Annotated in this window: 23 protein-coding genes; 12 read left to right on the top strand and 11 right to left on the bottom strand. The window is 64.1% G+C overall.

Annotation, left to right across the window (positions count from 1 at the left end; genetic code table 11):
* Positions 1-10 precede the first annotated feature (10 nt).
* From ftsH to VKS22_17345, 10 genes are all read right to left on the bottom strand, one after another.
* Positions 11-1,948, bottom strand: coding sequence for an ATP-dependent zinc metalloprotease FtsH (gene ftsH, locus VKS22_17390; GenBank protein ID HLW72381.1), 1,938 nt, complete (start codon positions 1,946-1,948; stop codon positions 11-13).
* 7 nt (positions 1,949-1,955) lie between these two features.
* Positions 1,956-3,389, bottom strand: a complete 1,434-nt coding sequence (gene tilS, locus VKS22_17385) for a tRNA lysidine(34) synthetase TilS (GenBank protein ID HLW72380.1) — start codon at positions 3,387-3,389, stop codon at positions 1,956-1,958.
* A gap of 79 nt (positions 3,390-3,468) precedes the next feature.
* Positions 3,469-4,578 carry a J domain-containing protein gene (locus VKS22_17380; GenBank protein ID HLW72379.1) on the bottom strand — a complete coding sequence of 370 codons (1,110 nt, stop codon included), beginning with the start codon at positions 4,576-4,578 and terminating at the stop codon, positions 3,469-3,471.
* Positions 4,579-4,632: 54 nt separating this feature from the next.
* The gene (locus tag VKS22_17375; protein ID HLW72378.1) at positions 4,633-4,812 is read right to left on the bottom strand and encodes a CcmD family protein; all 180 of its coding nucleotides are present in this window, start codon (positions 4,810-4,812) and stop codon (positions 4,633-4,635) included.
* Between the two features lie 7 nt (positions 4,813-4,819).
* Complete coding sequence (gene ccsA / locus VKS22_17370; GenBank protein HLW72377.1) at positions 4,820-5,533, bottom strand: cytochrome c biogenesis protein CcsA; 714 nt, start codon at positions 5,531-5,533, stop codon at positions 4,820-4,822.
* A gap of 136 nt (positions 5,534-5,669) precedes the next feature.
* Entirely contained in the window at positions 5,670-6,344 is a 675-nt protein-coding gene (locus VKS22_17365) for a heme exporter protein CcmB (GenBank protein HLW72376.1), read from the bottom strand.
* Positions 6,345-6,351: 7 nt separating this feature from the next.
* Positions 6,352-7,023: a heme ABC exporter ATP-binding protein CcmA gene (gene ccmA / locus VKS22_17360; GenBank protein ID HLW72375.1), complete on the bottom strand. Its 672-nt coding sequence runs from the start codon at positions 7,021-7,023 to the stop codon at positions 6,352-6,354.
* Positions 7,023-7,526, bottom strand: a complete 504-nt coding sequence (locus VKS22_17355) for a hypothetical protein (protein HLW72374.1) — start codon at positions 7,524-7,526, stop codon at positions 7,023-7,025. Before VKS22_17355 ends, ccmA begins: the two co-directional genes overlap by 1 nt.
* A complete protein-coding gene (locus VKS22_17350; GenBank protein HLW72373.1) occupies positions 7,516-7,980 on the bottom strand; it encodes a cytochrome c-type biogenesis protein CcmH in 465 nt (154 codons plus the stop codon). Before VKS22_17350 ends, VKS22_17355 begins: the two co-directional genes overlap by 11 nt.
* A gap of 8 nt (positions 7,981-7,988) precedes the next feature.
* Positions 7,989-9,002: a glycosyltransferase gene (locus VKS22_17345; GenBank protein ID HLW72372.1), complete on the bottom strand. Its 1,014-nt coding sequence runs from the start codon at positions 9,000-9,002 to the stop codon at positions 7,989-7,991.
* Between the two features lie 94 nt (positions 9,003-9,096).
* Between VKS22_17345 and VKS22_17340 the strand changes: the two genes are divergently transcribed.
* The 12 genes from VKS22_17340 to epsC all read left to right on the top strand — a co-directional run bounded on the left by VKS22_17340 (position 9,097) and on the right by epsC (position 22,501).
* A complete protein-coding gene (locus VKS22_17340) occupies positions 9,097-10,899 on the top strand; it encodes a phospholipid carrier-dependent glycosyltransferase (GenBank protein ID HLW72371.1) in 1,803 nt (600 codons plus the stop codon).
* Positions 10,900-11,012: 113 nt separating this feature from the next.
* Positions 11,013-11,492 carry a helix-turn-helix domain-containing protein gene (locus VKS22_17335; protein HLW72370.1) on the top strand — a complete coding sequence of 160 codons (480 nt, stop codon included), beginning with the start codon at positions 11,013-11,015 and terminating at the stop codon, positions 11,490-11,492.
* A 37-nt stretch (positions 11,493-11,529) separates the two neighbouring features.
* Positions 11,530-12,357: a dihydropteroate synthase gene (folP, locus tag VKS22_17330; protein HLW72369.1), complete on the top strand. Its 828-nt coding sequence runs from the start codon at positions 11,530-11,532 to the stop codon at positions 12,355-12,357.
* Positions 12,358-12,362: 5 nt separating this feature from the next.
* Positions 12,363-13,115 (top strand): diadenylate cyclase CdaA, encoded by a 753-nt coding sequence (gene cdaA, locus VKS22_17325; protein HLW72368.1) that lies wholly within the window; start codon positions 12,363-12,365, stop codon positions 13,113-13,115.
* Positions 13,116-13,138: 23 nt separating this feature from the next.
* Positions 13,139-14,158, top strand: a complete 1,020-nt coding sequence (locus tag VKS22_17320) for a CdaR family protein (GenBank protein ID HLW72367.1) — start codon at positions 13,139-13,141, stop codon at positions 14,156-14,158.
* Positions 14,155-15,522, top strand: coding sequence for a phosphoglucosamine mutase (glmM, locus tag VKS22_17315; protein ID HLW72366.1), 1,368 nt, complete (start codon positions 14,155-14,157; stop codon positions 15,520-15,522). The genes VKS22_17320 and glmM overlap by 4 nt, the downstream gene beginning before the upstream one ends.
* A 54-nt stretch (positions 15,523-15,576) precedes the next feature.
* A complete protein-coding gene (locus VKS22_17310; GenBank protein ID HLW72365.1) occupies positions 15,577-16,404 on the top strand; it encodes a pyridoxine 5'-phosphate synthase in 828 nt (275 codons plus the stop codon).
* On the top strand, positions 16,401-17,948 hold the full coding sequence (locus VKS22_17305) for an NAD(P)H-hydrate dehydratase (GenBank protein HLW72364.1): 1,548 nt from the start codon (positions 16,401-16,403) through the stop codon (positions 17,946-17,948). Before VKS22_17310 ends, VKS22_17305 begins: the two co-directional genes overlap by 4 nt.
* A gap of 5 nt (positions 17,949-17,953) precedes the next feature.
* Positions 17,954-18,442, top strand: coding sequence for a tRNA (adenosine(37)-N6)-threonylcarbamoyltransferase complex ATPase subunit type 1 TsaE (gene tsaE, locus VKS22_17300; GenBank protein HLW72363.1), 489 nt, complete (start codon positions 17,954-17,956; stop codon positions 18,440-18,442).
* A 282-nt stretch (positions 18,443-18,724) separates the two neighbouring features.
* The gene (locus VKS22_17295) at positions 18,725-19,954 is read left to right on the top strand and encodes an aspartate kinase (GenBank protein HLW72362.1); all 1,230 of its coding nucleotides are present in this window, start codon (positions 18,725-18,727) and stop codon (positions 19,952-19,954) included.
* A gap of 94 nt (positions 19,955-20,048) precedes the next feature.
* On the top strand, positions 20,049-21,755 hold the full coding sequence (cimA, locus tag VKS22_17290) for a citramalate synthase (protein HLW72361.1): 1,707 nt from the start codon (positions 20,049-20,051) through the stop codon (positions 21,753-21,755).
* A gap of 26 nt (positions 21,756-21,781) precedes the next feature.
* A complete protein-coding gene (gene epsC, locus VKS22_17285) occupies positions 21,782-22,501 on the top strand; it encodes a serine O-acetyltransferase EpsC (GenBank protein HLW72360.1) in 720 nt (239 codons plus the stop codon).
* A gap of 711 nt (positions 22,502-23,212) precedes the next feature.
* Here the strand turns inward: epsC and VKS22_17280 are convergent.
* Positions 23,213-23,383 (bottom strand): hypothetical protein, encoded by a 171-nt coding sequence (locus VKS22_17280; protein HLW72359.1) that lies wholly within the window; start codon positions 23,381-23,383, stop codon positions 23,213-23,215.
* Positions 23,384-23,639 lie beyond the last annotated feature (256 nt).

Genomic DNA, 23,639 nt, shown 5'->3' with positions numbered 1-23,639 from the left:
GAGGCGGCAATCAGGCGAGCGAGGGTTTGGGATGGAGCGGGCCGGCGACCGGAACGTCTTCTTCTACGGCGCGTGGTTTGTCACGCGGCTGAGTCGGCGGATTTATCGATGGACTCACCGCGGGCGCCGGCTGCGGTATGAACGGACGGCCCTCCTGATGAGCTTTGACCATTTCGGCAACTTCCGCGCCGTCCACAACTTCTTTGTCGATCAAGCGCTCGGCGAGAGCGTGGAGCAGTATTACGTTTTCGCTGAGGAGTTTTTTCGCCGTGTCGTAGGCCTGGCTCAGCAAGCGCCGCACCTCGCGATCGATTTCGACGGCGGTTTGCTCCGAGTAGTCCTTGCTGTGACCGAGATCGCGGCCGAGAAAGACCTGTTCCTCCTGGCGGCCGAAGGTCATCGGACCGAGTTCGTCGCTCATGCCCCATTGACAGACCATCTTGCGCGCCAGTTCCGTCGCGCGCTCGATATCGTTGCCGGCTCCCGTCCACATCTCGTTGAAGACGAGCTGCTCCGCGACCCGCCCGCCAAAGAGCACAGCCAAGGTGGTCATCAGATATTGCCGCGATTCGGTATAACGATCGTCCACAGGTAGCTGCTGCGTGACGCCCAGGGCCATCCCGCGCGGAATGATCGTGACCTTGTGCAGGGGATCCGCGCCCAACTGCATGGTGGCGACCAGCGCGTGCCCGGATTCGTGATAGGCGACCTTGCGCCGCTCCTCCTGCGACATTACCATCGAGCGCCGTTCGGCGCCCATCATGACTTTGTCTTTGGCGAGCTCGAAGTCGATCATGCCGACTCGTTCCTTCGAATTCCGCGCCGCCAGCAGGGCTGCCTCATTCACCAGATTCTCGAGGTCGGCGCCCGCGAAACCTGAGGTCGAACGGGCGATCTTGATCACGTCGACGTCGTCGGCAAGCGGCACTTTGCGCACGTGGACTTTGAGGATTCCCTCGCGCCCCTTGACGTCGGGACGCGGCACGACTACGCGGCGGTCGAAACGGCCAGGCCGCAGCAGCGCGGGATCAAGGACGTCGGGACGATTCGTCGCTGCCACAAGTATGACGCCCTCGTTGGCCTCGAAGCCGTCCATCTCGACCAGCAACTGGTTAAGCGTCTGCTCGCGCTCGTCGTGACCACCGCCCAGGCCAGCCCCGCGATGGCGTCCGACGGCGTCGATCTCGTCGATAAAAATGATGCAGGGGGCATGTTTCTTGCCCTGCACGAAAAGATCGCGGACGCGTGACGCGCCAACCCCGACGAACATCTCGACGAAATCCGAGCCCGAAATCGAGAAGAAGGGCACGCCGGCCTCACCTGCGATCGCGCGGGCCAGCAAAGTTTTGCCGGTACCCGGTGGTCCGACCAGCAGGACGCCTTTAGGAATCCTTCCGCCGAGACGGGTGAAGCGTTTCGGATCTTTCAGAAACTGAATGATCTCTTCGAGCTCGTCCTTGGCCTCGTCGATTCCGGCGACATCGGCAAAGGTGACTTTGTGGGTGTTTTCGGTCAGCAGCTTGGCGCGGCTTTTCCCGAAAGACATCGCTTTGCCGCCACCAATCTGCATCTGCCGCATGAAGAAGATCCAGACGCCGACCAGCAGCAGCATCGGGAACCATTGCACCAGCAACACCATCCACCACGGATCGCCGTCGGCCGGCTTGGCCGCAATCTTGACCCCCTTGTCGCGCAGGGTCTTGACGAGGTCCGGATCGCTCGGCGCATAGGTACTGAAATGCTGACCGTCGGAGGTTTCGCCCTTAATCTGATTGCCCTGAATCGTAACCTCGGTGACGTTGCGATTATCGACGTCGTTGAGGAAGTCGGAGAAGATTATTTCAGGCGAATGCTGCTGAGTGCTGCTGAAGAATTTGAACAGCAGCGCCGCCATCAGCACGACTACCAGCCACAGCGCGATGTTGCGTGAAACCTGATTCATTACCATCAAAAGGCTAGCATGTAGCTGGATTTTTAAGCAACGACGTGATTTCGCGTCGCCTCGTCGAAAGTGCGCGCAGATGCAGGACTTTTCTACCTGCCGGGATTTCCTGATGGGCGAACGTGATGAGCGCGCTGCGGCTGCGCACGATTCCCGGAATCCACACGATGGTTTCGCCGCTCGTGACCAGCGGCCAGACTGCGCGCAGGTCGCGCGGAAGCTTACGATCAACGAACAGCTCCTGAACTTTGCGGCTACCTGTCATCCCGTGCGGTGAAATCCGATCGCCAGCGCGAAAGCTCCGCACCCAAAGCGGTCCGCGAAGTTGAGCGGTATCGAAGAGCGCTTCCATGGGATCAGCCGGTAGCGGAACCGGCCCATCCGTCCCGAGGTCGAGCAGACGGGCCTCGAAGATGAAGCCGCTCGCTCCGACTTCGGTCCGGCCGCAACAGGCGAGTTGGATCGGCTCTGTCAGTCCGCGCAGCGGGGCCGGCGGAGCTGTCCGTTCGAGTTCGGCGAAGTCGTATTGGCGCCGGAGACGCCATCCGCCGGGGAGCACCACGCGGCCGCTGGGGTTCGCACCGCTGCACAGCCCACGCATCATCTCGATATGGTCGCGGGAGATGTGCCGCAAGCCACTCAGCCGTTCGCGCAGAAATTCTCTCAGCGTTGCGTCGGCGAGTGCGAAATCGAGGTCGCCGAAACCAAGGACGGTCAGCCCTTCGCCAGCGCGGCGCGAAGCGAGTTCAGTGCGCGCCGCGTCAGTGATAAAGCCATCGAGCGCGCGCATTTCCGCGGCCAGTTCGGTCAAGCGTTCAGCAAGGCCTGGGGCGAAATCCCGCTCGAGCATCGGGAGCAGCGTGTGACGGATTCGATTGCGCAAAATCAGTCGCGAAGCGTTACTCGAGTCGGTCGTCCAGGCCGCACCGATTTGATCGAGGTACGCCACGAGCGCCGCGCGCTTGACCGTCAACAGAGGCCGCCAGAGACGCCCCGGACCAGCCTCCTTCATCGCGCTGAGTCCGGCGACGCCTGCGCCACGCAGCAAACGCATCAGCACGGTCTCGGCCTGATCATCCGCCTGATGGGCCAGCGCGATAAGACTGGCGTCAAGCCGATCAGCGACTCGCTTAAGGAAGGCGTGGCGGAGTTCGCGCGCCCGTTCTTCGAGATTCGCGCCTGCCGTGAGGCGCGTTTGCCCGACGACCAGTTCGACTTCAAGCCGGTCGCAGAGCTGACGGACGAATTGCTCGTCGCGAGCGCTTTCGCTCCCGCGCAGGTGGTGGTTGAAATGCGCCGCAGCGAGGCGGAAACGCCCTCGAGGCTGCAGCGCCTTGAGTGCGTGGAGCATCGCGACGGAATCGGGACCACCCGAGACTGCCGCGAGGATCAGACGGTCAGGCGCCAGCTTGGCGCGCTCGAGTGCGCGTGCGAGCGGCTGGATCACAGCCGCGCAGGCTCGACTACGCGATGACGGGTAGAGGCCGCGAGCGAGGAGCGAGGCGTGGCCGGGCCGCCGAGGCAAATTACCCTCCGAGCAGCTCGCTGCGCGGATCGGGCACGCCGCGCGCGCGCCGCTGTTCAGCAAGCTGACGCATCAGATCGCGTTCGCCGTCGGTAAGATCGGTGGGCGCGAGCACGCGCAGTTCGTAGAGCAGATCACCGGCCGGGTCCTTGGCGCGGGCAGGCAAGCCCTTGCCCCGCAGCCGCATCACGCGGCCGCTCTGGCTGCCCGCCGGAATCTTGAGCGAGATTCTGCCGGTCGGAGCCGGGGCAGTGACCTCCGCGCCCAGCGCCGCCTCATAATCCCAGACCGGCAGGAGGCAGCGGACGTCGCGGCCGTGGAGCGTGAAGCTCGGCCCCGGATCGACGTGGATCGTGATGAAAAGATCGCCATTGAGCTCGGCGCGCGCCCCCTTTCCGCCCTGACCCTTGAGACGCATCCGGCCGCCGTCGGCCATGCCGGCCGGGATGGTGATTTCGAGCGTGCGGCGCTCTTGAATTACGCCGGCGCCGCCGCATTTTTCGCAGGGTTCAGCCGGGCGCATGATACGGGTGTTGCCGCGCCGCTCCTGCCGGACGCGCATACCCGTGCCGCCGCAGGCGTCGCACTCGACGGTGGCGGCGATTTCGAGCCGCCGTTTTCCGCCCTCGAGGGCGTCGCGCAGCGGGATCGTGGCCTCGGCCGCGAGATCCGCGGCTTTGCCCGAGCGCCGCGCCGGACGACCGTCAGCGCCTTCGAAGGTGAACTCCTGACCGCCGCCGCGCGCGTCGAAGTTGCCGCCCAGACCGCCAAAGAAGCGCTCGAAAAAGTCGCTGAAGCCGCCAGCCTCGCCCGCCTGGAAGGTCGGCCCGCCGCCGCTGCCGCCGGCCCGCGCATAGCGGCGGAAGACCTCGTCCTGCGGCGCCCCACGCTCCCAATCCGCCCCTAATTCGTCGTATTTCTTGCGCTTATCAGGATCGCTGAGGACCTGGTAAGCCTCGTTAATTTCCTTGAAGCGCCGTTCGGCTTCCTTGTTGTTCGGGTTGACGTCCGGATGATGCTTGCGGGCGAGTTTGCGGAAGGCGCCTTTGATCTGGGCCGCGGTCGCGCTGCGCTCGACGCCGAGAGTTTTGTAGTAATCGCGAAATTCCATCCGGCTTCCTTCTAAAGATGCGCACTCGGCGGGGCTGCTGCAACTCGCGTCGGCTTAGTGAGGCGGCGCCGAAGCGCGCTGCGCCAACTCATTTTCCAACGCCGCCAGTTTGGTCTCCATCGCACGCAGCGCCTCTTCGAGCCGCGACTGCCGCGTGCGGATGAACCCGACGTAGAGAAAAATCGTCACGAAGATGACGCTGTAGGCGGCGAGCAGATAATTAAAGTGTTTCATGAAGTTTCTACGGATTCAGGTCCTGCACCGCGGCCGAGGCCATCGCAAGCGCCTGCCCGAGGCGACCCAGCCGCGCGCTCGCCCGCACCGTCGCGACGCGCAGCATCAGCAGCCAAATGAACAGCGCCGTAAAGGCAGCGACGGCGACCAGCAGTGTGATGACCATACGCGGATCTTCGAGTCCATGGCCGCCGCTCCGCGTCACCAGCACGGCCGGATGGATCGTGCGCCACATCCGCACCGAGACGATTATCACCGGAACGTCGACGGTGGCGACGATCCCGAGCACGGCGGCGAAGCGCGCGGTTTGCGGCGTATCGTCGCTCATCGCGCGCAGCATCAGGTAACCACCATAGAGCAGCCAGAGAATCAGCGTCGTGGTCAGCCGCGAATCCCACGTCCACCAGACACCCCAGATGGGCCGCGCCCAGATCGAGCCGGTGATCAGTACGAGCGTGCAGAAGATCATGCCGCCTTCAGCCGCGGCGTAGCCAAGCTGATCGAAGATCGCCTGGCCAAGCCAGAGGTAGAAAATTCCGCAGACCGCGACGAGCGCGAAGGCGACGAAAGCTACCCAGGCGCAGGCGACGTGAAAATAGAAGATGCGCTGGACGATGCCCTGGTCGGCCTCGGTCGGGACCCACGCGAAGACCATCCACAGCGCCACGAGCATTAGGGCGAGCGCCGGCGCTCCGGCGCGGAGAGCAGTGCGGTGGGTCATTTCCTTATAAAAGCTCCACATTCTGTTCGGTCATTCCCGCCTCTATTTTATTGGAACGAAGCTCGCAGACTGCTGAATGCGACCGCGCCTCGGAGACTCGGCCGCCCCCTGTGCTCGCTCCGCGCGGAGCGCTCCGCTAGTGCTCGACAATCACGTACTCGAACAGAAGCCAGCCCGCACTCAGGAATAGCACATCGAAGGCGGCGAGCAGCTTGAGCCACGGAGTGCTCACGCTGAACGGGGCGCCGGCGAGCGCCGCCCCGCCGGCTTTGACGCCGGCAATGAGCGCGGGCGCGAAGAGCGGAACCGCAAGGATCGGCAGCAGAAGGTCGCCCGTGCGCACGCGGCCGGAGATTGCCGCGAGCAGCGTCGCCAGCGCGGCGAAGCCCAGCGCGCCGAGGACAAGCGACGGGGCGAGATGGATGACGCGGGCGTCGAGCGCGAGGTTGAAGAAGAGCACGAGGATCGCGACCGCGGCGATTTCCGCGATCGCCATGAAGCTGAAGGCCGCGGCGAGCTTGGCGCAAAAGATCGTCGCGCGATCGGCCGGGCTCATCAGCAGCGCCGCGAGGCAGCCGTTGTCGCGCTCGGCGAGCAGGGTGCGCGCGGCGCCCATCGTCCCGGCGAAGAGCAGGGCGACCCACAGCGCGCCGGCCGCGGTCTCGGCGTCGCGCACCCCGCCGACCGGACTCAGCGCGAAGACCATCGCCACGATGATGAGCAGTGACAGGCCGATCAGCGTGAGGAGACTCTCGCCGGCGCGGAGTTCGAGGCTTAGGTCTTTGCGCAGAATCGCAGCGAAAGCGCCCATGAGCGAATCAGCCTGCGGCAGCAGGGCAGGCGGTCAGGTTGAGCAGCCGGCCGCGGGTCAACTCAGCCACATCAAGCGTGAGGCCGGCTGGCGCGACCGCCTGATGCGCGGTCATCACCACGGCGCACCCACGCGCCATCGCCTCCGCGGTGATCCCGACGGCGAGCGCAGTGCCTGGCGCGTCGAGGGTGGCAAACGGCTCGTCCATCAGCAGGACGTCGGGCGCCGCGAGCATCGCGCGGGCGAGGCTCAGGCGACGTTCCATACCGCGCGAGAAATCGCGCACGCGCTCGGCCGCGGCGCCGGCCAGTCCGACGCGCTCGAGCCAGCCCGCGATCGTCGCGGCGGGCACCTCGATCTTATAAAGCGCGCCGTAGAATTCGAGGTTTTCACGCGCGGTCAGATTCGGATAGAGAAAGCTCTGATGGGTCAGCAGGCCGACGCGCCGGCGCTGAGCGGAATCCAGCGCGCTGCTGTCGACGCCGAAGAGCCGCGCAAAGCCCGCGCTGGGACGCTGCAGGCCCGCAAGAATCGCGATCAGGGTTGATTTGCCCGCGCCGTTGTGGCCGGCGACCAGCAGGCCGCATCCGGCTGCGACCTGTAAATTGACCCCGCGCAGGACGGGAGCGAAGCCGAAGGTTTTGTCGAGCGCGCTGGTCTCGATCGGCAGCAGGGGCATTATGGGGCGCTTGAACCGGCAGGCAGATCTACAGGCCGCTCCAACGTCGCGCCGCAGCGTGGGCAGAATAGATAGTCGGCGGCCGCCGGCGTTGCGCATCGCGGGCAAGGTTTGATGCCGCCGGCCGCGGCGGTGCGCGCAGGCGCGTCAGCTCCGGACAATGCAGGACCATCGAGTGCGGACAGTTCCGATAATCCTGCCACGGTGGACAAGTCTGACAATTCGGACAGGCCGGACATGGCGGCTAGCGCGCGTGTTTCGAGGCGAGTGCGCAGGGCGTGATAGTCGTCGTCGTCGATCTTGCCCATTTCGTGATCGAAGTCGAGTTCGCGGAGCGCTGCGGTAGCGAGTCCGCGCTCGTGCTGCAGGCGCGCGCCGCGCGCTTCCTCGTCGGTCTCGCGGCGGCGCGCGGAAAAGACCTCGGTCAGCGGCGCGGCGACGAAGAGCGCCACCGACGCTACCAACATTAGGGCCGCCATCCAGACCGTAGCGCTAGAGGTCATGCTTGACCTCGCCCTCGAGCTGCTCGCGCAAGGCCGGATCGAAGGCCACGCCATCGGCGGGCGCGGTAGGCGGCGGCGGCCGTGAACGCCAGCGCCCGAAGAGCATGAAAATCAGGCCGCCGCCCGCGAAGATCGCGCCGAAGGGCATCAGCCAGGCGACCAGGTTAAAGCCGCTGGTGGTCGGCGACGAGAGAATCTTCTCGCCGTATTTCGCCCGATAACTCGCCAGGATCTGCCGCCCGCTCAGGCCGCGCGCGATCATCGCTTCGATCTGCGTGCGCACCGGGACTGAGAACTCACATTGCGGATGATTGCAGTTAGCCACGGTCAGCCCGCAGCCGCATTGGCAGGTCAGCCCGTCGGCGATCGCGTCGGCGCTGGGACGGTTATCGGCGCGCAAAACCAGGGCCGGGCCAAATCCGAGAAGCACAATCAGAATGATTAAGCGGTGCATGCGACGGGTCAGCGATGCGCCGGCTCGAAAGTTCCGTCTTCGGCCTGATCACCATGGATCGCGCGCACGATATAGGTCGGACGCCGGCGCACTTCAAGATAGATGCGTCCTATATATTCGCCGATAAGGCCGAAGGCGAGAAAAACCATCCCGAAGAAAAAGAAGGCGATGGCGAAAAGGGTCCACAAGGCGCCCTCCTGCTGCGGACCATAGATCAAGCGATGGGCAATCAGGAAGGTACCCAGCAGGGTGGCGAGCATCGAGATGCCGATACCGGTGAGGCTCAGCGCCTGAATGGGGAAATTGGAAAAGCCGGTAATCAGGTTGACGCTCAGATGGGCCAGCTTGAAAAAGCCGTACTTCGATTCGCCGCCGGCGCGTTCGGCGTGGGCGACCGGAATCTCGGCGACGCGCTTGGCGAACGAGTTGGCGAGCGCGGGCACGAACGCCGCTTTCTCGTCGCAGGCGACCAGGGTATCGACGATGTGTCGCCGGTAGGCGCGCAGCATGCAGCCGTAGTCATGCATCGGGACGCCGACGATCGCCGAAGTGAGGCGATTGTGCAGGCGCGAAGCAAAACGGCGGTAACTCAGGTCCTGACGTTCCTCGCGCCAGCCGCCGACGACATCGTTGCCCGCCGCGATCGCTGCGAGCAGGCGCGGAATCTCCTCGGGCGGATTCTGCAGGTCGGCGTCGAGCGTCACGACGACGTCGCCGCGGCAATTACGGAAACCGGCCAGCAAGGCTGAGTGCTGGCCGAAATTGCGCGCCAACTCGACCACCCGCACGTGCGGGTTACGCTCGGCGAAGCCCCGCAGCATCGCGAGCGAGGCGTCGGTCGAGCCGTCGTCAACGAAAATGACCTCAGAACTGGTCGGCAGATCCGCCAGCACACGCTCGAGGCGGTTCCAGAGTGACGGGAGGTTCGTGGCCTCGTTGAAGACCGGGACCACCACCGAAATCAGCTCTGAGGAATCCGCGTCGGCACTGAAGAGCGGCGCTATTTTGCCCGGGGCGTTCAAATCGACTTGCCGGCGTGACGCGTCGCGACGTCACACTTGTCGCGCACGTCATACTTAATGACATTGTGACAAAGCGGCCCCGCAAGTTAAAGCGGTGGGTGACAGAGCGGACAACGATGGCGGGGCGGTTGATCTCGCGCGGCGCGGCTTGGAGACTCCATCGCAGATGCCGCAGTTTACCCGATTCCATCGTCTGATTCTGTGCGGCGGCGCGGCGGCGCTGGTCTATTTCATCGGGCTCGGCCGCCCGGCGCTGTGGGAGCCTGACGAGGGGCGCTATGCGGAAATCGCGCGCGAAATGGTCGTCAGCGGCGACTATCTAACGCCGCGTAATGATTGGGTGCGCTATTTCGAGAAGCCGCCGTTGGTCTATTGGGCGACTGCGGCGTCGATCAAGCTATTGGGGCGCGACGAGTTGGCGGTGCGCACACCGGCGGCGCTGGCGAGCGTCGGCACGGTGATGGTGACGGCGGCGCTGGGTGAGGCAATGTTCGACGCCGCGACCGGTCTCCTCGCCGCGATCACGCTTGCGTTGAGTCCGCTGTTTTTTATTTTCGCCCGCTTCGCAACTCCCGATCCGGAGCTGACATTTTTCTTCAGCGCGGGACTGGCGGCGTTCTTCGCAGCAGTGCGCGAGCGCGACCTGCGCCACGGCGCCGGACGCAAGTGGATGGTGCTGGCGGCGGCCGCGCTCGCCCTCGGCACCCTGGCGAAGGGTCCGGTCGCGCTCGTGCTGGGCGGCGGTATCGGTTTGCTCTGGATGCTGAGCGAGCGGCGGGCGCGAGAGATCGCGCAAATCAGATGGCTCGAATGCGGCGCGATCTACCTGGCCATCACGGCGCCGTGGTTCATTGTCGCCGGGCTGCACAATCCCGGTTTCATCCGGTTCTTCCTTGTCCACGAGCATCTCCAGCGCTTCGTTGAAAGCACCGAGCACGGCTGGGGGCCATGGTTTTTCTTCCCGATCGTCCCAGCCGGGTTCTGGCCGTGGTTATACTTCGTATTTTTCGGCGTCGCTGAGTTCGGTGACGCACGCGTGGAAAACCGCGATGGCGCGCGCGGCAGCGGAGTGCGGTTCCTGCTGATCTGGTTCACTGTCGTTTTCATTTTTTTCTCCATCCCGCGCTCCAAGCTCGGCGAATATATTTTGCCTGCGCTGCCACCGCTCGCGCTCCTTGCTGCAATCGGATTGTTGCGAGTGCGCGCGATGGAAGCGCGCCGGGCGTGTCAGGTGCTGGGATGGTTTGCGGCAACGAATCTGACGTTGCTGCTCGGCGCGATAGCGGTCTGGATCGCGTGGCGAAGTGGTCTCGCGCGTGCCGATGGATTCTCGACGATCCCGTTGGGGGTGGTGGTGCTGGCGCTCGTGTGGGGAAGCGCCGCAACGATCATATATTTAGCCGCACGTTGGTGGCGCAGCGCGCGCAACGTCCCGTGGGGAGTCACGATCGTCGCGATGATCAGCGCGGCGATTCTGGCCAGGGCACGCACAGAAGCCACGCCGATGGCCTCATATCGGGAACTGGCTGGGATAATCGATCCGTATCTGCAGCGCGGCTGTACGCTGGCGTCATACCGTCATTTTGTCCAGGCACTGCCGTTCTACACGCAGACGCGGGAGCGGCTGGTCGGGTATCGCGGCGAGCTCGCGCCGTTTGGCGAGTCCGACGATGCGGCAGAGAGTTTTATCGCGACTGACGCGCGCCTGCGCGCGTTATGGTCGGGGCCGCGATGCGTGATTCTGATCGCGAATCGGAAAGATGTCGCAGGGCTCGCGGCACGCCTGCAGCCGCCACCATCGTTACTCGGCGGCGAAGGCAAAAAAGTCGCTTTGACTAATCGCAGCACTGGCGCGACGCCATCGCCGTCGCCGCCGAATCATGGCCCACCAAGTTAACTGTTAGCATAAATCCGCTACTTGGTTCAGCGCGCCAATCGGACTAAAGTTTCCGACGAGGGTGCGGTTTTGGCGGGGAGGGCTCGAGTGTGAGCGAAAAGAGCGCAGAACCTGTGGCGGTCTCATCAGGCAGCAGCGGCCAAGCCGAGAGTGACCGGCCTAGCCTGGGTGGTTTTCTGACGCGCGTACGTGAGGTCCGCGGGGCTTCGCGCGACGACGTGGTGCGGGACACCCGAATCCCGGAACATTACGTGCGCATGATGGAGAACAACGATTACTCGATGATCTCCGATCAGCTTTACATGCTGCCGTTTATGCGCCGCTACGCGAGGTTTCTCGACCTCGACCCGGAAGAGATTGCGATGCGCTTCGTGCGCGAGGTCCAGCGCGCCGACAACACGCCGACGCCGCGCAGCCTCGAGCCAATCGAAATGGATCGGCGCAAGCGTCGCAACTGGACCGGACCGGCGCTGGTGACGGCGCTGATCGCCGTGATCGTCGGCGCGTGGTTGATGCAGGCCCGTCACCGGCACGCCGGCGGCGTCGGATCGCCGGCCAGTGCGGCAGTTGACGAGAAAGCCTCGGCCCGCTGACCGCGTCGCGGCGAGGGAGTCCGGTGCGCGGCGGATCTTGCTGCATGACGGCCGCTCGATCGCGTTGCCGGCGGTGATGGGCGTGCTGAATGTCACACCGGATTCGTTCTCGGACGGCGGTTGCTTCATGGAGCCGGAGCGGGCGCTTGAGCAGGCGCTGCGGCTGGAGGCGGAGGGCGCGGCGATAATCGATGTGGGGGGAGAATCGACGCGGCCGGCCGGCGCGCGCGCGTTGACCGTCGAAGCCGAACTGGCGCGCGTCGTACCGGTGCTCGAATTATTGCGGCGCCGTCTGCGGATTCCGTTTTCGATCGATACGCGCAAAGCTGAAATTGCGCGGGTCGCGCTGGAGCGTGATGCGGTAATGATCAACGATGTAAGTGCACTGGCGGCGGACGCGGCGATGGCGCCGCTGGCGGCGCAGTCCGGCTGCGCGGTCGTGCTGATGCACATGCGCGGGAGTGTGGAAAATCACGCGAAATACGCGCGCTACGGCAATGTCACAGACGAGGTCGTGCGCTTTCTGTGCGAACGCGTGCGGTTTGCGCTCGCGGCAGGAATCCGGGCGCGCAGGATTATCATTGATCCCGGGCTCGGCTTCGCCAAAAACGCCCACCATAATCTCGAGTTGCTCGGTAGTCTCGCGCGGCTGTGCAGGCTGGGTTACCCGCTGTTGATTGGCGCGTCGCGCAAGCGCTTTGTGCGCGCGATCGCGGGCGAAAGCGCGGCCGACATGCGGGCGGGCAACGCCGCGGTCCATGCGCTGGCGCTCGCCGGCGGCGCGTCGATTCTCCGCGTGCATGAAGCCGCAGACGCCGCGGCGGTGATCCGGATGGTCGAGGCGGTGCGACGCGCGGGCGCGTGACCCTGATGCACAACTTTCTTCAGGTGATACCCGAGCCGCGCTGGCAGGATGGGGTGGACATCCTGATCGTGGCCTACATGATCTATCGGATCGCGCTGCTGATTCGCGGCACGCGCACGATGCAGATGGTGGTGGGGCTGGGAATTATCGCGGCGGCGTTCGTGGCTTCGCAACTGTTGGGTTTGTTTACGCTGAATTGGCTGCTGAACAATTTTCTCGGCTCGGTTATGATCATTTTGGTGGTGATCTTCCAGGCTGACATCCGCCGCGCGCTGACCGGTGTCGGCACTCGCTCCTTTTTTGGCTTGCGCTATGATGTCGCGAGTGTCGCGCAGGAGCTGGCGACGGTCACGGCGTGGCTGGCGGCGCGGCGGATTGGCGCGCTGGTGGTGCTTGAACGCGACGTTGGTCTGCAGGACGTGGTCGAAACCGGTCGCTTGATTCAGGGGCGGTTATCTCCGGAGTTGATCGAGACGATTTTTATGCGCGGGTCGCCGCTGCACGACGGCGCAGTGATCATCAAGGGCGATCAGGTGGTGGCGGCGGCCTGCCTGTTGCCGTTATCGACCAATCCCAATGTCAGCCTGACGCTGGGCACACGTCATCGGGCGGCGATCGGGTTGACGGAAAACAGCGATGCGGCGGTGATCGTAGTTTCCGAAGAGGACGGCACCATCTCGCTCGCGCACGGCGGCGCGCTTGAACGGGACCTCAAGGGGCCGCAACTGATCGAAGCGCTGCGGAGGCTGCCCGCTTAGACGGGCACGCGGAGCGAGCCGGGATGTCGAATCCAGCACGCAAGAGTCTGCCGGACGTTGCTCGTGACGGCTTTACGCGACCGCTCGCACTCAGGGACCGTTACTTGGGGCGCGGGCTGGGGACGGCTATCCGGCGCAACACCGGATTGCGGGTGATATCGCTCATGATGGCGATCGGGCTCTGGCTCTTCGTCAATGCGGGTGAGCGTAACGCGCAGCAATCCTTCACCGTACCGATCAGCTATCGCGGCTTGCCGCCCCATTTTATGATCGCCGATCCTCATCCAACGAGCGTCAGTATCGAGGTTTCCGGTCCGCGCACTCTGCTATCACTGATCCAGCCGAACCGCTTGACGCTCAGACTGAATCTGGCCGGCGCCGGGGTCGGTCAGATGATGTTCAAGATCGGCCCGGACAGCTTCAACGTCCTGCGCAAAACCACCGTGGTCAGTGTCTCGCCGTCACAGATTGTGCTGGATCTCGATCGGATGGTCATGCGCAGTGTGCCGGTGCGGATTGTGACCAGCGGCACGGTCGCCGACGGTTATCATGTGACCTCGGTCGACGTGAACCCGCGCACGGCAACGGTCAAAGGTCCGAGCAAGCAAATCGCGCAGATTGCAGAGGTCGCGAGCGAGGCGATTGATCTCGGCGGCGCGACCGGCAATCTGTCACGCGAGGTGCCGCTGGAAGTGCCGGCCGGCGCAACCCGGATCGATCCACCGGAAGCGGCCGTGGCGATCACAGTGAGCGAAGTGATCGCGGACAAGGAGTTTCGCTCGGTGCCGGTGCGGGTACGCAATTGCGGCTATACCTGGAAGGTCCAGCCCGAACAGATCAATGTTACTCTGCGCGGTCCCGTGCTGCGGCTGGCGCAAATCGATTTGACGAATGCGGTCGCGATCGACGCCGGCGGCATGGCGCCCGGCATCTATGCCGTGCCGCTTCAGGTGGAGTTGCCGGAAGGGGTCGAATTGGTGCATCAGTCGGCCGACAAGGTTAGACTCCGAGTGTTCCGTCATCCGCGGAGCGCGCCAGGTTGAACCGGGGACCGCAAAGACTTTTCGGCACCGACGGCATCCGCGGCACCGCCAACGTTGAGCCGATAACCTCAGAGACCGCGCTGCGGCTGGGGCGGGCGCTGGCGTTTGTCTTCAAGCACGCCAACGGACGCCATCGGCGGATTCTGGTCGGTAAGGATACGCGGCTCTCGGGTTACATGCTGGAGACCGCGATCGCCTCGGGAATCTGCTCGATGGGCGCGGATGTCTTGCTGGTGGGGCCGCTGCCGACGCCCGCGATCGCGTTCCTCACGCAGGGGATGCGCGCCGATGCGGGCGTCGTGATTTCGGCGTCGCACAACCCCTTTGCCGATAACGGCATCAAGTTTTTTTCGCGCGAGGGCTTTAAGCTCGACGATGCGACGGAAGCCCGTATTGAGGATTTGGTCTTTGACGACGCCGCGCTCGCGAGTCATCGCGCGGCCGCCGGAGATATCGGTAAGGCGACGCGAATCGACGACGCGATCGGGCGCTACCTGGTGTTTCTCAAGACCTGCGTACCGCGCGGCCTGACCTTCGAGGGTTTGAAGATCGTGCTCGACTGCGCCAATGGCGCCGCCTACAAGGTCGGGCCGGAGGTGCTTGAAGAGCTGGGCGCCGAGGTGATCGCGCTCGGGGTCGAGCCCAACGGCGTCAATATCAACGACAACTGCGGCGCGACTCATCTCGAAGCGATTTGCGCGGCGGTGCGGAGATCGGATGCGCACGTCGGGATTGCGCTGGATGGCGACGGCGATCGCGCGATGCTGATTGACGAACGCGGCGAAGTCTTTGATGGCGACGACGTGGTGGCGTTGCTGGGCGCGCAGATGGCCGCCGCCGGACAACTCAAGCACAACACTGTGGTCGGCACCGTGATGAGTAACTTCGGGCTCGAAGCGGCGCTGGCGCGGCATGGTGCGAAGCTGGTGCGCACCGATGTTGGCGATCCCGCGGTCGTGCAGGAGATGCGCCTCAACTCGTACAATCTGGGCGGCGAACCGTCGGGCCATATCATCTTCATGGATCATTCGACCACCGGCGACGGACTCATCACGGCGCTGCTGGTGCTGACGCGGATGGTCGAGGCGCGACGTCCGCTCAGCACGATGCGGATCATGCAGCGGGTGCCGCAGATTTTGCGCAACGTCACGGTGCGGGCGCGTGTCCCGTTTGCGCAGATGGCCGAGGTTGACGGCGCTATCGCGACCGCACAACGCCGCCTCGACGGCGTCGGGCGGCTGCTGGTGCGCTACTCCGGTACTGAGCTGCTGGCGCGCGTGATGGTCGAGGGCCAGGCGCCCGCGCCGGTTGGCGAAATCGCCGACGAGATCGCGGAGACGATCCGCCGCCATATCGGCGCCTAAGCCGGGCGGCGTGGTTTATCCCGATTCGGTCGAGCCGAGCACAGCCTTACGTCGATGATCAAGCTGGGCGTCAATGTCGATCACGTCGCGACCCTGCGGCAGGCGCGCGGTGCGGCTTATCCCGATCCGGCCGAGGCGGCCAAAGCCGCAGCGCGCGCCGGCGCGGCCGCGATTACGGTCCATCTCCGTGAGGACCGGCGGCATATTCAGGACCGCGACCTCTTCAATATCCGCCGAGCCGTAAGTATCCATCTGAACCAGGAGATGGCGCCGACCGAGGAAATGACCGCGATCGCTTTGGAACTCCGTCCGGATGAAGTCTGCTTGGTGCCCGAGCGTCGCGCAGAGCTGACCACCGAGGGCGGCTTGGACGTGGCCGGACTCAAGGAGCGGCTCGCGCCACTGATCGACCGTCTCCGGCGCGATGCGATCAAGGTCAGTCTGTTCATCGATCCCGAACCGGAGCAGGTCGCTGCCGCGGCGGCGCTCGGCGCACAGTTCGTCGAACTGCATACCGGCAGCTACGCGAATCTCGCCGACGCCGCTATAGCCGCATCGGCGCTGGCCCGAACTGCGATGCCTTCCAGCCGGAAGGGAAAGACCGCCCCGCGGAATTCATCGCGCGGCGCGCATGAACAGTTGGATGAAGCCGCCCGAACCGAATTGGATAAACTGCGCGCGGCTATCAAGCAGGCGCAAGCGCTCAAGCTCAAGCCCAACGTCGGTCACGGCCTCAACTATCTGAATGTGCATCCGGTCGCCGCGCTACCTGGCGTCGTGTGGGCGCATATCGGCCATGCGATCGTCGCACGCGCGGTAATCGTCGGGATGGAGCGGGCGGTGCATGAGATGGGGCGCCTGCTTAACCCACCGCGCCGATGATTATTCTGTCGGCAGCGGAGAGCCGCGAGCTCGATCGCTTGAGTTCGTCGAAATACGGCATCCCTTCGTTCACCCTGATGACGCGCGCGGGCGAGGCGGTTGCGCGCGCGGTCGCGCGCCATTTCTCCGACGCGATGGGATCGGGCGTTTTGGTGGTCGCGGGCAAAGGCAACAACGCCGGTGACGGCTTCGTCGCGGCGCGCAAGCTCCGCGACGAAGGCGCAGAGGTCCGCGTCGCGATGCTTGCGCGCGCGGGAGATTTGCGCGGCGACGCCGCCCGCGCACGCGCAGAATACGTCGCCGCGGGCGGCCGCGTCCTCGAGGTCGCGGACGCCGACGCGATCGCTCGCGAAGGCTGCGGCGTGCTGATCGACGCGCTCCTCGGCACCGGACTTAACGCCGAAGTGCGTGGCTTAATGCGCGAGGTGATCGATCTCGTCAATCGGCTCGGCCGGCCGATCGTAGCGGTCGATCTGCCCTCGGGTCTCAACGCGGACACCGGCGCGGTGATGGGCGCCGCAGTAAAGGCGGCGCGAAGCGTGACCTTCGGCTACGCAAAATATGCTCACGTCTCGAATCCGGGGGCGGCGCTGTGCGGCGAACTCGAGATCGTGGATATCGGTTTTTCGGCGCTCGCGCTGGCGGAGCTCAAGCCTGCGGGACGGCTGATCGAACTCGCGGACGCCGCGACGTTGATCGGGCCGCGCGCGGCCGATTCGCACAAGGGCACCTACGGTCATGCCTTGATTGTCGCGGGCGGCCGGGGCAAGGCGGGCGCTGCGATCCTCGCCGCGTGCGGCGCGCTGCACAGCGGCGCGGGCCTGGTCACCGCCGCGATTCCCGAAAGCGTCGCGGCGATCGTCGCGGGCGCGCAGGCCGAGCTGATGACCGAGGCGATGCCCGATCGCGACGGCCACTTTGCAGCCCCAGAGACGATCGCCCAGCTCGCCGATCTGATTGAAGGCAAGCATGCATTGATCGCGGGGCCAGGAATCGGCGTGAATGATGACTCGCGCGAGCTGATCCGCTGGTTGATTCGCGAAAGCGCAGCGCCGCGCCGGCCCTTGTTGATCGACGCCGACGGCTTGAACAATCTCGCCGCGATGGGGTTAAGTGAGGTCAGGCGCGCCCGTGGTCCCGTCGTCCTGACGCCTCATCCGGGAGAAATGGCGCGGCTGCTCGGTACGACCACTGCGGCGGTCAATGCCGATCGCATCGGCGCCGCGCGCAAACTCGCGGAAGCGACGGGCGCCAATAGTCTCCTCAAAGGGACACGCTCGGTGATGGTTAGTTCAGACGGAGTTGTCAGCGTCAATTCCAGCGGGAATCCCGGGATGGCGACCGGCGGGATGGGTGACGTGCTCTCGGGAGTTGTCGGCGCGCTGCTGGCCCAGGGAGTCGCCGCCGATGCCGCCCTGATGCTCGGGGTCTTCGTCCATGGCTACGCTGCCGATCGGTTGGCAAGCCGCGTTGGCCGCTTCGGCTACCTCGCCGGTGACGTCGCCACCGAGTTGCCGGGCGCGTTCGACGCGATTGTGAGATAGTGCCGATGCCGGCTGCTCAGCTCATCGTCGAGAGCGCTTCGCCGCGCGAGACCAAGGCCTGGGGAAGGCGGCTCGCGGCGCTGCTCGAGGGTGGCGAGCTGATTGCTTTCATCGGCGATCTTGGCGCAGGCAAAACCTGCTTTATCAAGGGGCTGGCGCGCGGCTTGAGCCTGCCCGAGGAGCAGATTCTGAGTCCGACCTTTACGATAATCCAGGAGCATCGCGGGCGGCTGCCGCTGTATCACATCGATCTCTACCGGCTGGAAACCGTGCGGCTCGACGACCTCGGCTTGCGCGAGTATCTCTTTTCGGAGGCGGTCGCCGCCGTCGAGTGGTTCGAGCGCCTGAGCGAGGCGCAGGAGTTGAGCCGCCTCTCGATCAGTATCGGCTACGCGGGCGCCAATCGCCGCACGATTACTTTTGTTGCCGTCGGCGAACGCTACCAGAGTATCGTCGAACGCCTGACCGCGCGCACCAGCCGAATCGCCGATTAGTTCGATCATCGGCTAATTTTATAGCCCGAAAGAGACGCGGTTCCCTTTCGTTTGCGGGCGCGGCAGAGCCGGATAGAAAGGTTTTCGGCCCTATTGGCGAGCCTTTGACAATGAATCCTCAATGAGGGCGATTATTAGTTCCAGCTTTTCCATAGACAATGCTCATTTTCTTGCAGCCTACCACGTGAGCAGGACCCTACCAGCGCGCGGGGCATCTAGTTCGAGCGAGCGTTTCCACGCATAATTAGCGTTTCAGCTTCGGGACGGAACGAACGGTAATACATGGCGCTGGTGGTGCAAAAATACGGCGGGACCTCGGTCGGCTCGGTCGAACGGATCAAGGCGGTGGCCGATCGTATCGTCCGGGCGCGCGCGAAGGGCGATCAGCTGGTCGTGGTGGTCTCTGCGATGGCGGGTGAGACCAACCGGCTGTTTGCGCTCTCGGAGCAGTTGAGCGACGCGCCGAATGCGCGCGAGACCGACGTTCTGGTCGCGACGGGTGAACAGGTTTCGGCGGCTCTCGTGGCGATCCGTTTGCGGGCGCTGGGTTGTCCGACGGTATCTTTTCTCGCCTATCAGCTAAAACTAATCACGGACTCGCGTCACGGCGCGGCGCGAATCAAGTCGATCGACGGCAGCCGTCTGCGCGCCGCGCTCGAAGGCGGTAACGTCGCCGTGGTCGCCGGCTATCAGGGGATTGACGCAGACGGCGATATCACGACGCTCGGCCGCGGCGCCTCCGATCTGACTGCCGTGGCGCTGGCCGCAGCGCTCCAGGCCGATGCCTGCGAGATCTATACTGACGTGGACGGGGTCTATACGGCCGATCCCAATATCTGTGCGCGGGCGCGCCGCCTCGATCGCGTCTCCTATGACGAGATGCTCGAAATGGCCGGGCTGGGCGCCAAGGTTTTGCAGCTCCGCTCGGTCGAGCTGGCGCGGCGCTTCAACGTGCCGCTGGTGGTGCGCTCGAGCTTCGCTGAGGATAGCGGCGGCACCTGGGTCGGCGAGGAGGACAAGGCGATGGAGGACCTTTTGGTTTCGGGCGTCACGCTCGATCAGAACCAGAGCAAGATTACGCTGGCCGGGGTCGAGGATCGGCCCGGGCTGGCGGCGCGGATTTTCGGCCCGATCGCCGACGCCGGTGTCGTCGTCGACATGATTATTCAGAATGCCGGCCTGGACGGACGCGCCGACCTGACCTTCACGGTCGGCAAAAGCGATCTGCGTCGCGCGCTCGATCTGATAAAGCTTATTGCTGACGAGATCGGCGCGGCCGCCGTGCGCTATGACGATCAGGTGGCGAAGGTCTCGATCGTCGGCGTCGGGATGCGGACCCATGCGGGCGTCGCGGCGCGGATGTTTAAGGTCTTGGCGGCCGAGGCGATTAATATCGAAATGATCGCGACCTCCGAGATCAAGGTCTCGGTGATCGTCAATGCGAAATATGGCGAGCTGGCGATGCGTTCGCTGCACGATGCTTTTTTGGATGCGCCAGGCGCAACGAAGTGAAGCCGGGCATGGCAGCCTGTCCTGAGCGAAGCCGAAGGAAGTCTGCGAGTTGCGTTCAGATAAAAAACAGAATTTGTAGCGCGTGTTTAACTCAATGACGGAAGCAAAAAAAATCCAGGTTTACGACACCACCCTGCGCGACGGCTGCCAATCCGAGGACGTCTCGCTGACGGTCGAGGACAAGCTGCGTATCGCCGAGCGCCTCGACGAGCTAGGGATCGATTATATCGAAGGCGGCTGGCCGGGCTCGAATCCGCGCGATGCGGCCTTTTTCACCGAGGTCAAACGGATTCGCCTGCGCCACGCGCGCGTCGTGGCCTTCGGCGCGACGCGGCGTCACGGCGTCAAGGCTGCAGCGGATCGGAACCTGCAACTGATTTTGCGCGCGGGAACCTCGGCCGCCTGCGTCGTCGGCAAGACCTGGGACTTGCACGTCCGCGACGCCCTGCGCATCCCCCTCAAGGCGAATCTCGAAATTCTCCACGACACCATCGCCTACCTGAAGCGGAACCTCGACGAAGTGATCTTCGACGCCGAGCATTTCTTCGACGGCTATGCGCTGAATCCCGAATACGCGCTCGCCTGTATCCGCGCGGTCGAAGCCGCGGGCGTGGATCTGATATGCCTGTGCGATACCAACGGCGGACGCCTGCCGGGCGAGATCGGCGCGAGCGTGGCCGCGGCTCGGGCGGCGGTGGCGAGTCCGCTCGGAATCCATTGTCACAACGACGCCGAGTCGGCCGTCGCCAATACGCTCGCCGGAGTGCAGCACGGCGCGACCCAGGTGCAGGGGACGATCAACGGCCTCGGTGAGCGCTGCGGGAACGCCAACCTGATCTCGGTCATCGCCAACCTGCAGCTCAAGCTGGGCTACGAATGTATCCCGCCGGCGCGGCTCAAGATGCTGAGTGAGACCTCGCGGCTGGTCTACGAGCTGGCGAACATCACGCCTCATCCGCGCCAGGCTTACGTCGGCCGCAGCGCCTTCGCGCATAAGGCGGGATTGCACGTCTCGGGGATTCAGCGCAACGTGCAGACCTACGAGCATATCGATCCGGCGCTGGTCGGCAATGATCGGCGGGTGCTGCTCTCCGAACTCTCGGGCCGCGCGAATATCCTCTACAAGACCCGCGAATTCGGCCTGGGCGCTGAACTCGGCAAGGAGCAGATCGATCTGCTGCTCGAGGAGCTCAAGCGGCTCGAAGGCTTGGGCTACACCTTCGACGGCGCCGACGGCTCGTTCGAATTGCTGATGCTGCGCAAGCTCGGGCTCGCGCATGACCATTTCAATTTCGTCAGCTTCCGCGTCTTCGACGATAAGTGGCACGAAGACCAGGCGCCATTCAGCGAGGCCGTGGTCGTAATCGAAGGCCCGGACGGCGTGCGCACGCGGACTTCGGCGATTGGCAACGGTCCCGTCAACGCCCTCGATTCGGCGCTGCGCAGCGCGCTGGTCAAGTATTATCCGGGGCTCGAGCGGATGCAGCTCGTTGATTACAAGGTGCGCGTGCTCGACGATGGCGTGGGTACTGGCGCGCGCGTGCGCGTGCTGATCGAGTCCACCGACGGCGCACGCCAGTGGGGCACCGTCGGACTGTCGGGCAACGTCGTCGATGCGAGCTGGCAGGCGCTGGTTGATTCGATCGAGTTCAAGTTGCATAAGGACAGTGTGAAGCCGCGCATCGGCCGCACCGCCGCGACGAAGAGCATCAAAGGCAACGGCGCGCGCACAAACGGGTTAGTATCCAAGGTCAAGCCGCGCCGCGAGGTCCGGCGCACCGATGCGGCGGCAAAGCCCTAGCCCGCCCATTTTACGCGGAGGCAGCCATGAGCCTGATTGCACGTATGCGTGAGGACATTTCCGCCGTCTTTCAGCATGACCCGGCGGCCCGCACCACGCTCGAAATCGTGCTCGCCTATCCCGGCCTGCACGCCATCTGGTTCCACCGCGTCGCCCACTGGCTCTGGCGCCGCGACCTCAAGCTCGTCGGACGCCTCGTTAGCGAGGTTTCGCGGTTTATCACCGGAGTCGAAATTCATCCTGGGGCGACGATTGGCCGGCGTTTCTTTATCGATCACGGGATGGGCGTGGTGATCGGAGAGACTGCCGAGATTGGCGACGACGTTCTGATGTACCAGGGCGTTACACTGGGCGGCACCAGCCTGAAGAAGGAGAAGCGCCATCCGACCATCGAAAACCAGGTCATGATCAGCGCCGGCGCGTCGGTAATCGGACCCGTGCGAATCGGGACCGGCAGCCGGATTGGCGCGGGCGCGGTCGTCGTCACGTCGGCGCCGCCCTGGTCGACGATCGTGGGAATCCCCGGCAAGGTCATCGAAGGCGAGAGCACTCATCAGGAGGTCGCGCAGCTCGATCACGCGCGCCTGCCTGATCCGGTGGCGCGCGCGCTCACCGGACTGGTCGACAAACTGAATCAACTCGGCGTGCGTCTCGAGGAGATCGAGGATCGTCAGAACTGCCTCGAAGATAAGCTAATTCCTGCGGAGCCGCCGCATATCAACGGCGTCGCCGTGAAGAATGACTGATCCTGTTTGTATGTTGGGGGTGAATCTAAAGGTGAAATTCAGTGGTGGATACAGCTTAGCTGCACCCGCCACCCTTGAACGCGTTCGATCAGTTAAGGAATTCCAGCCACTCTCTGATTAATCGCTCCGGCGCGCGCATCAAAACGGCTGACGAAGCAGGCCTGCGGGTCGCCCACCACGCTGTGCTGCGAGTAGAGCGAGTCCGGTTGCAGGCCTTCTGCGCTTGATGGGGTCCCACGTTGGCCAGCACCGGGCTCAAAAAGCCGACCAGTGAATGGTCTGAAAGTCGCGCCCATCGCCGATTGGGTCGTCGCCGACGTATCGGTTGCCGAAGCGGCAAATACGGGAGTGTAGGCCATCGCGAGCATCAGCCCACCCGTCACGGCCGCCACCATTTTTTCGTTGAAACAATCACTTCACATACCTCCTTCGGTATCGCCGGTCCGTTCTGCAAAGTTTAAGGATCGCGGCCGCGGATAGATCATCATTTTCAAGATCTCACGCAGCGGAGCAAAGGGGTTCGGGCGGCTAACTGTCAGATTCGTGACAAATCGCAACGGTTTCCTCTGGAAATCTTTGAAATTGTCCTCCGATACGATCCAGTGCGCCTGGATTGACCGTGAGTGAAAACCGCCGCCAGATACCATGGGCCTCATTGCGACAACGGTGTCCGCTAAGCTGCGGATTTTGGCTGCCATCAACAATGCGGATCTATCTCGCGCATAACGCCGCGCGTTTGAGCCGCTTGATATGCTGCACGATGCCCTTGCGCACCTCTGTGGCCGCGCGCAGGCACTGATGGTTCTCGGCCACCAGCATCCCGCGCAACTGGCGGTGGCGCGTTGCCAACGCCTTGAGCGTGGCCGCTACCGCCTCTGCCACGGCATCGAGCCGGTCTCCCGTCCCAGGGGCCTCTTCGTTAGCACATTCAACATACAAGAATGACACTACGGGGCTTGGCAGTTAGCAGTAACTGACATTTGTGCGACAGGGCGCTAGTGTCCTGAGTCTAAAGAACGTTTACAAAATCGAGCGACGGAGTCGAGGATTTGGTCGGCGGTTTTGGTCCAGATGAAGGGTTTGGGATGCCGGTTGTTGATTTCGAGATAACGGCGGATGGCGTCCTCGAGTTCACGGG

The organism is Candidatus Binataceae bacterium, from assembly GCA_035308025.1.
GTDB lineage: Bacteria > Desulfobacterota > Binatia > Binatales > Binataceae > JAJPHI01.
The sequence above is the reverse complement of the archived record's forward strand: the minus strand, read 5'-3'. Positions and strand labels throughout refer to the sequence as shown.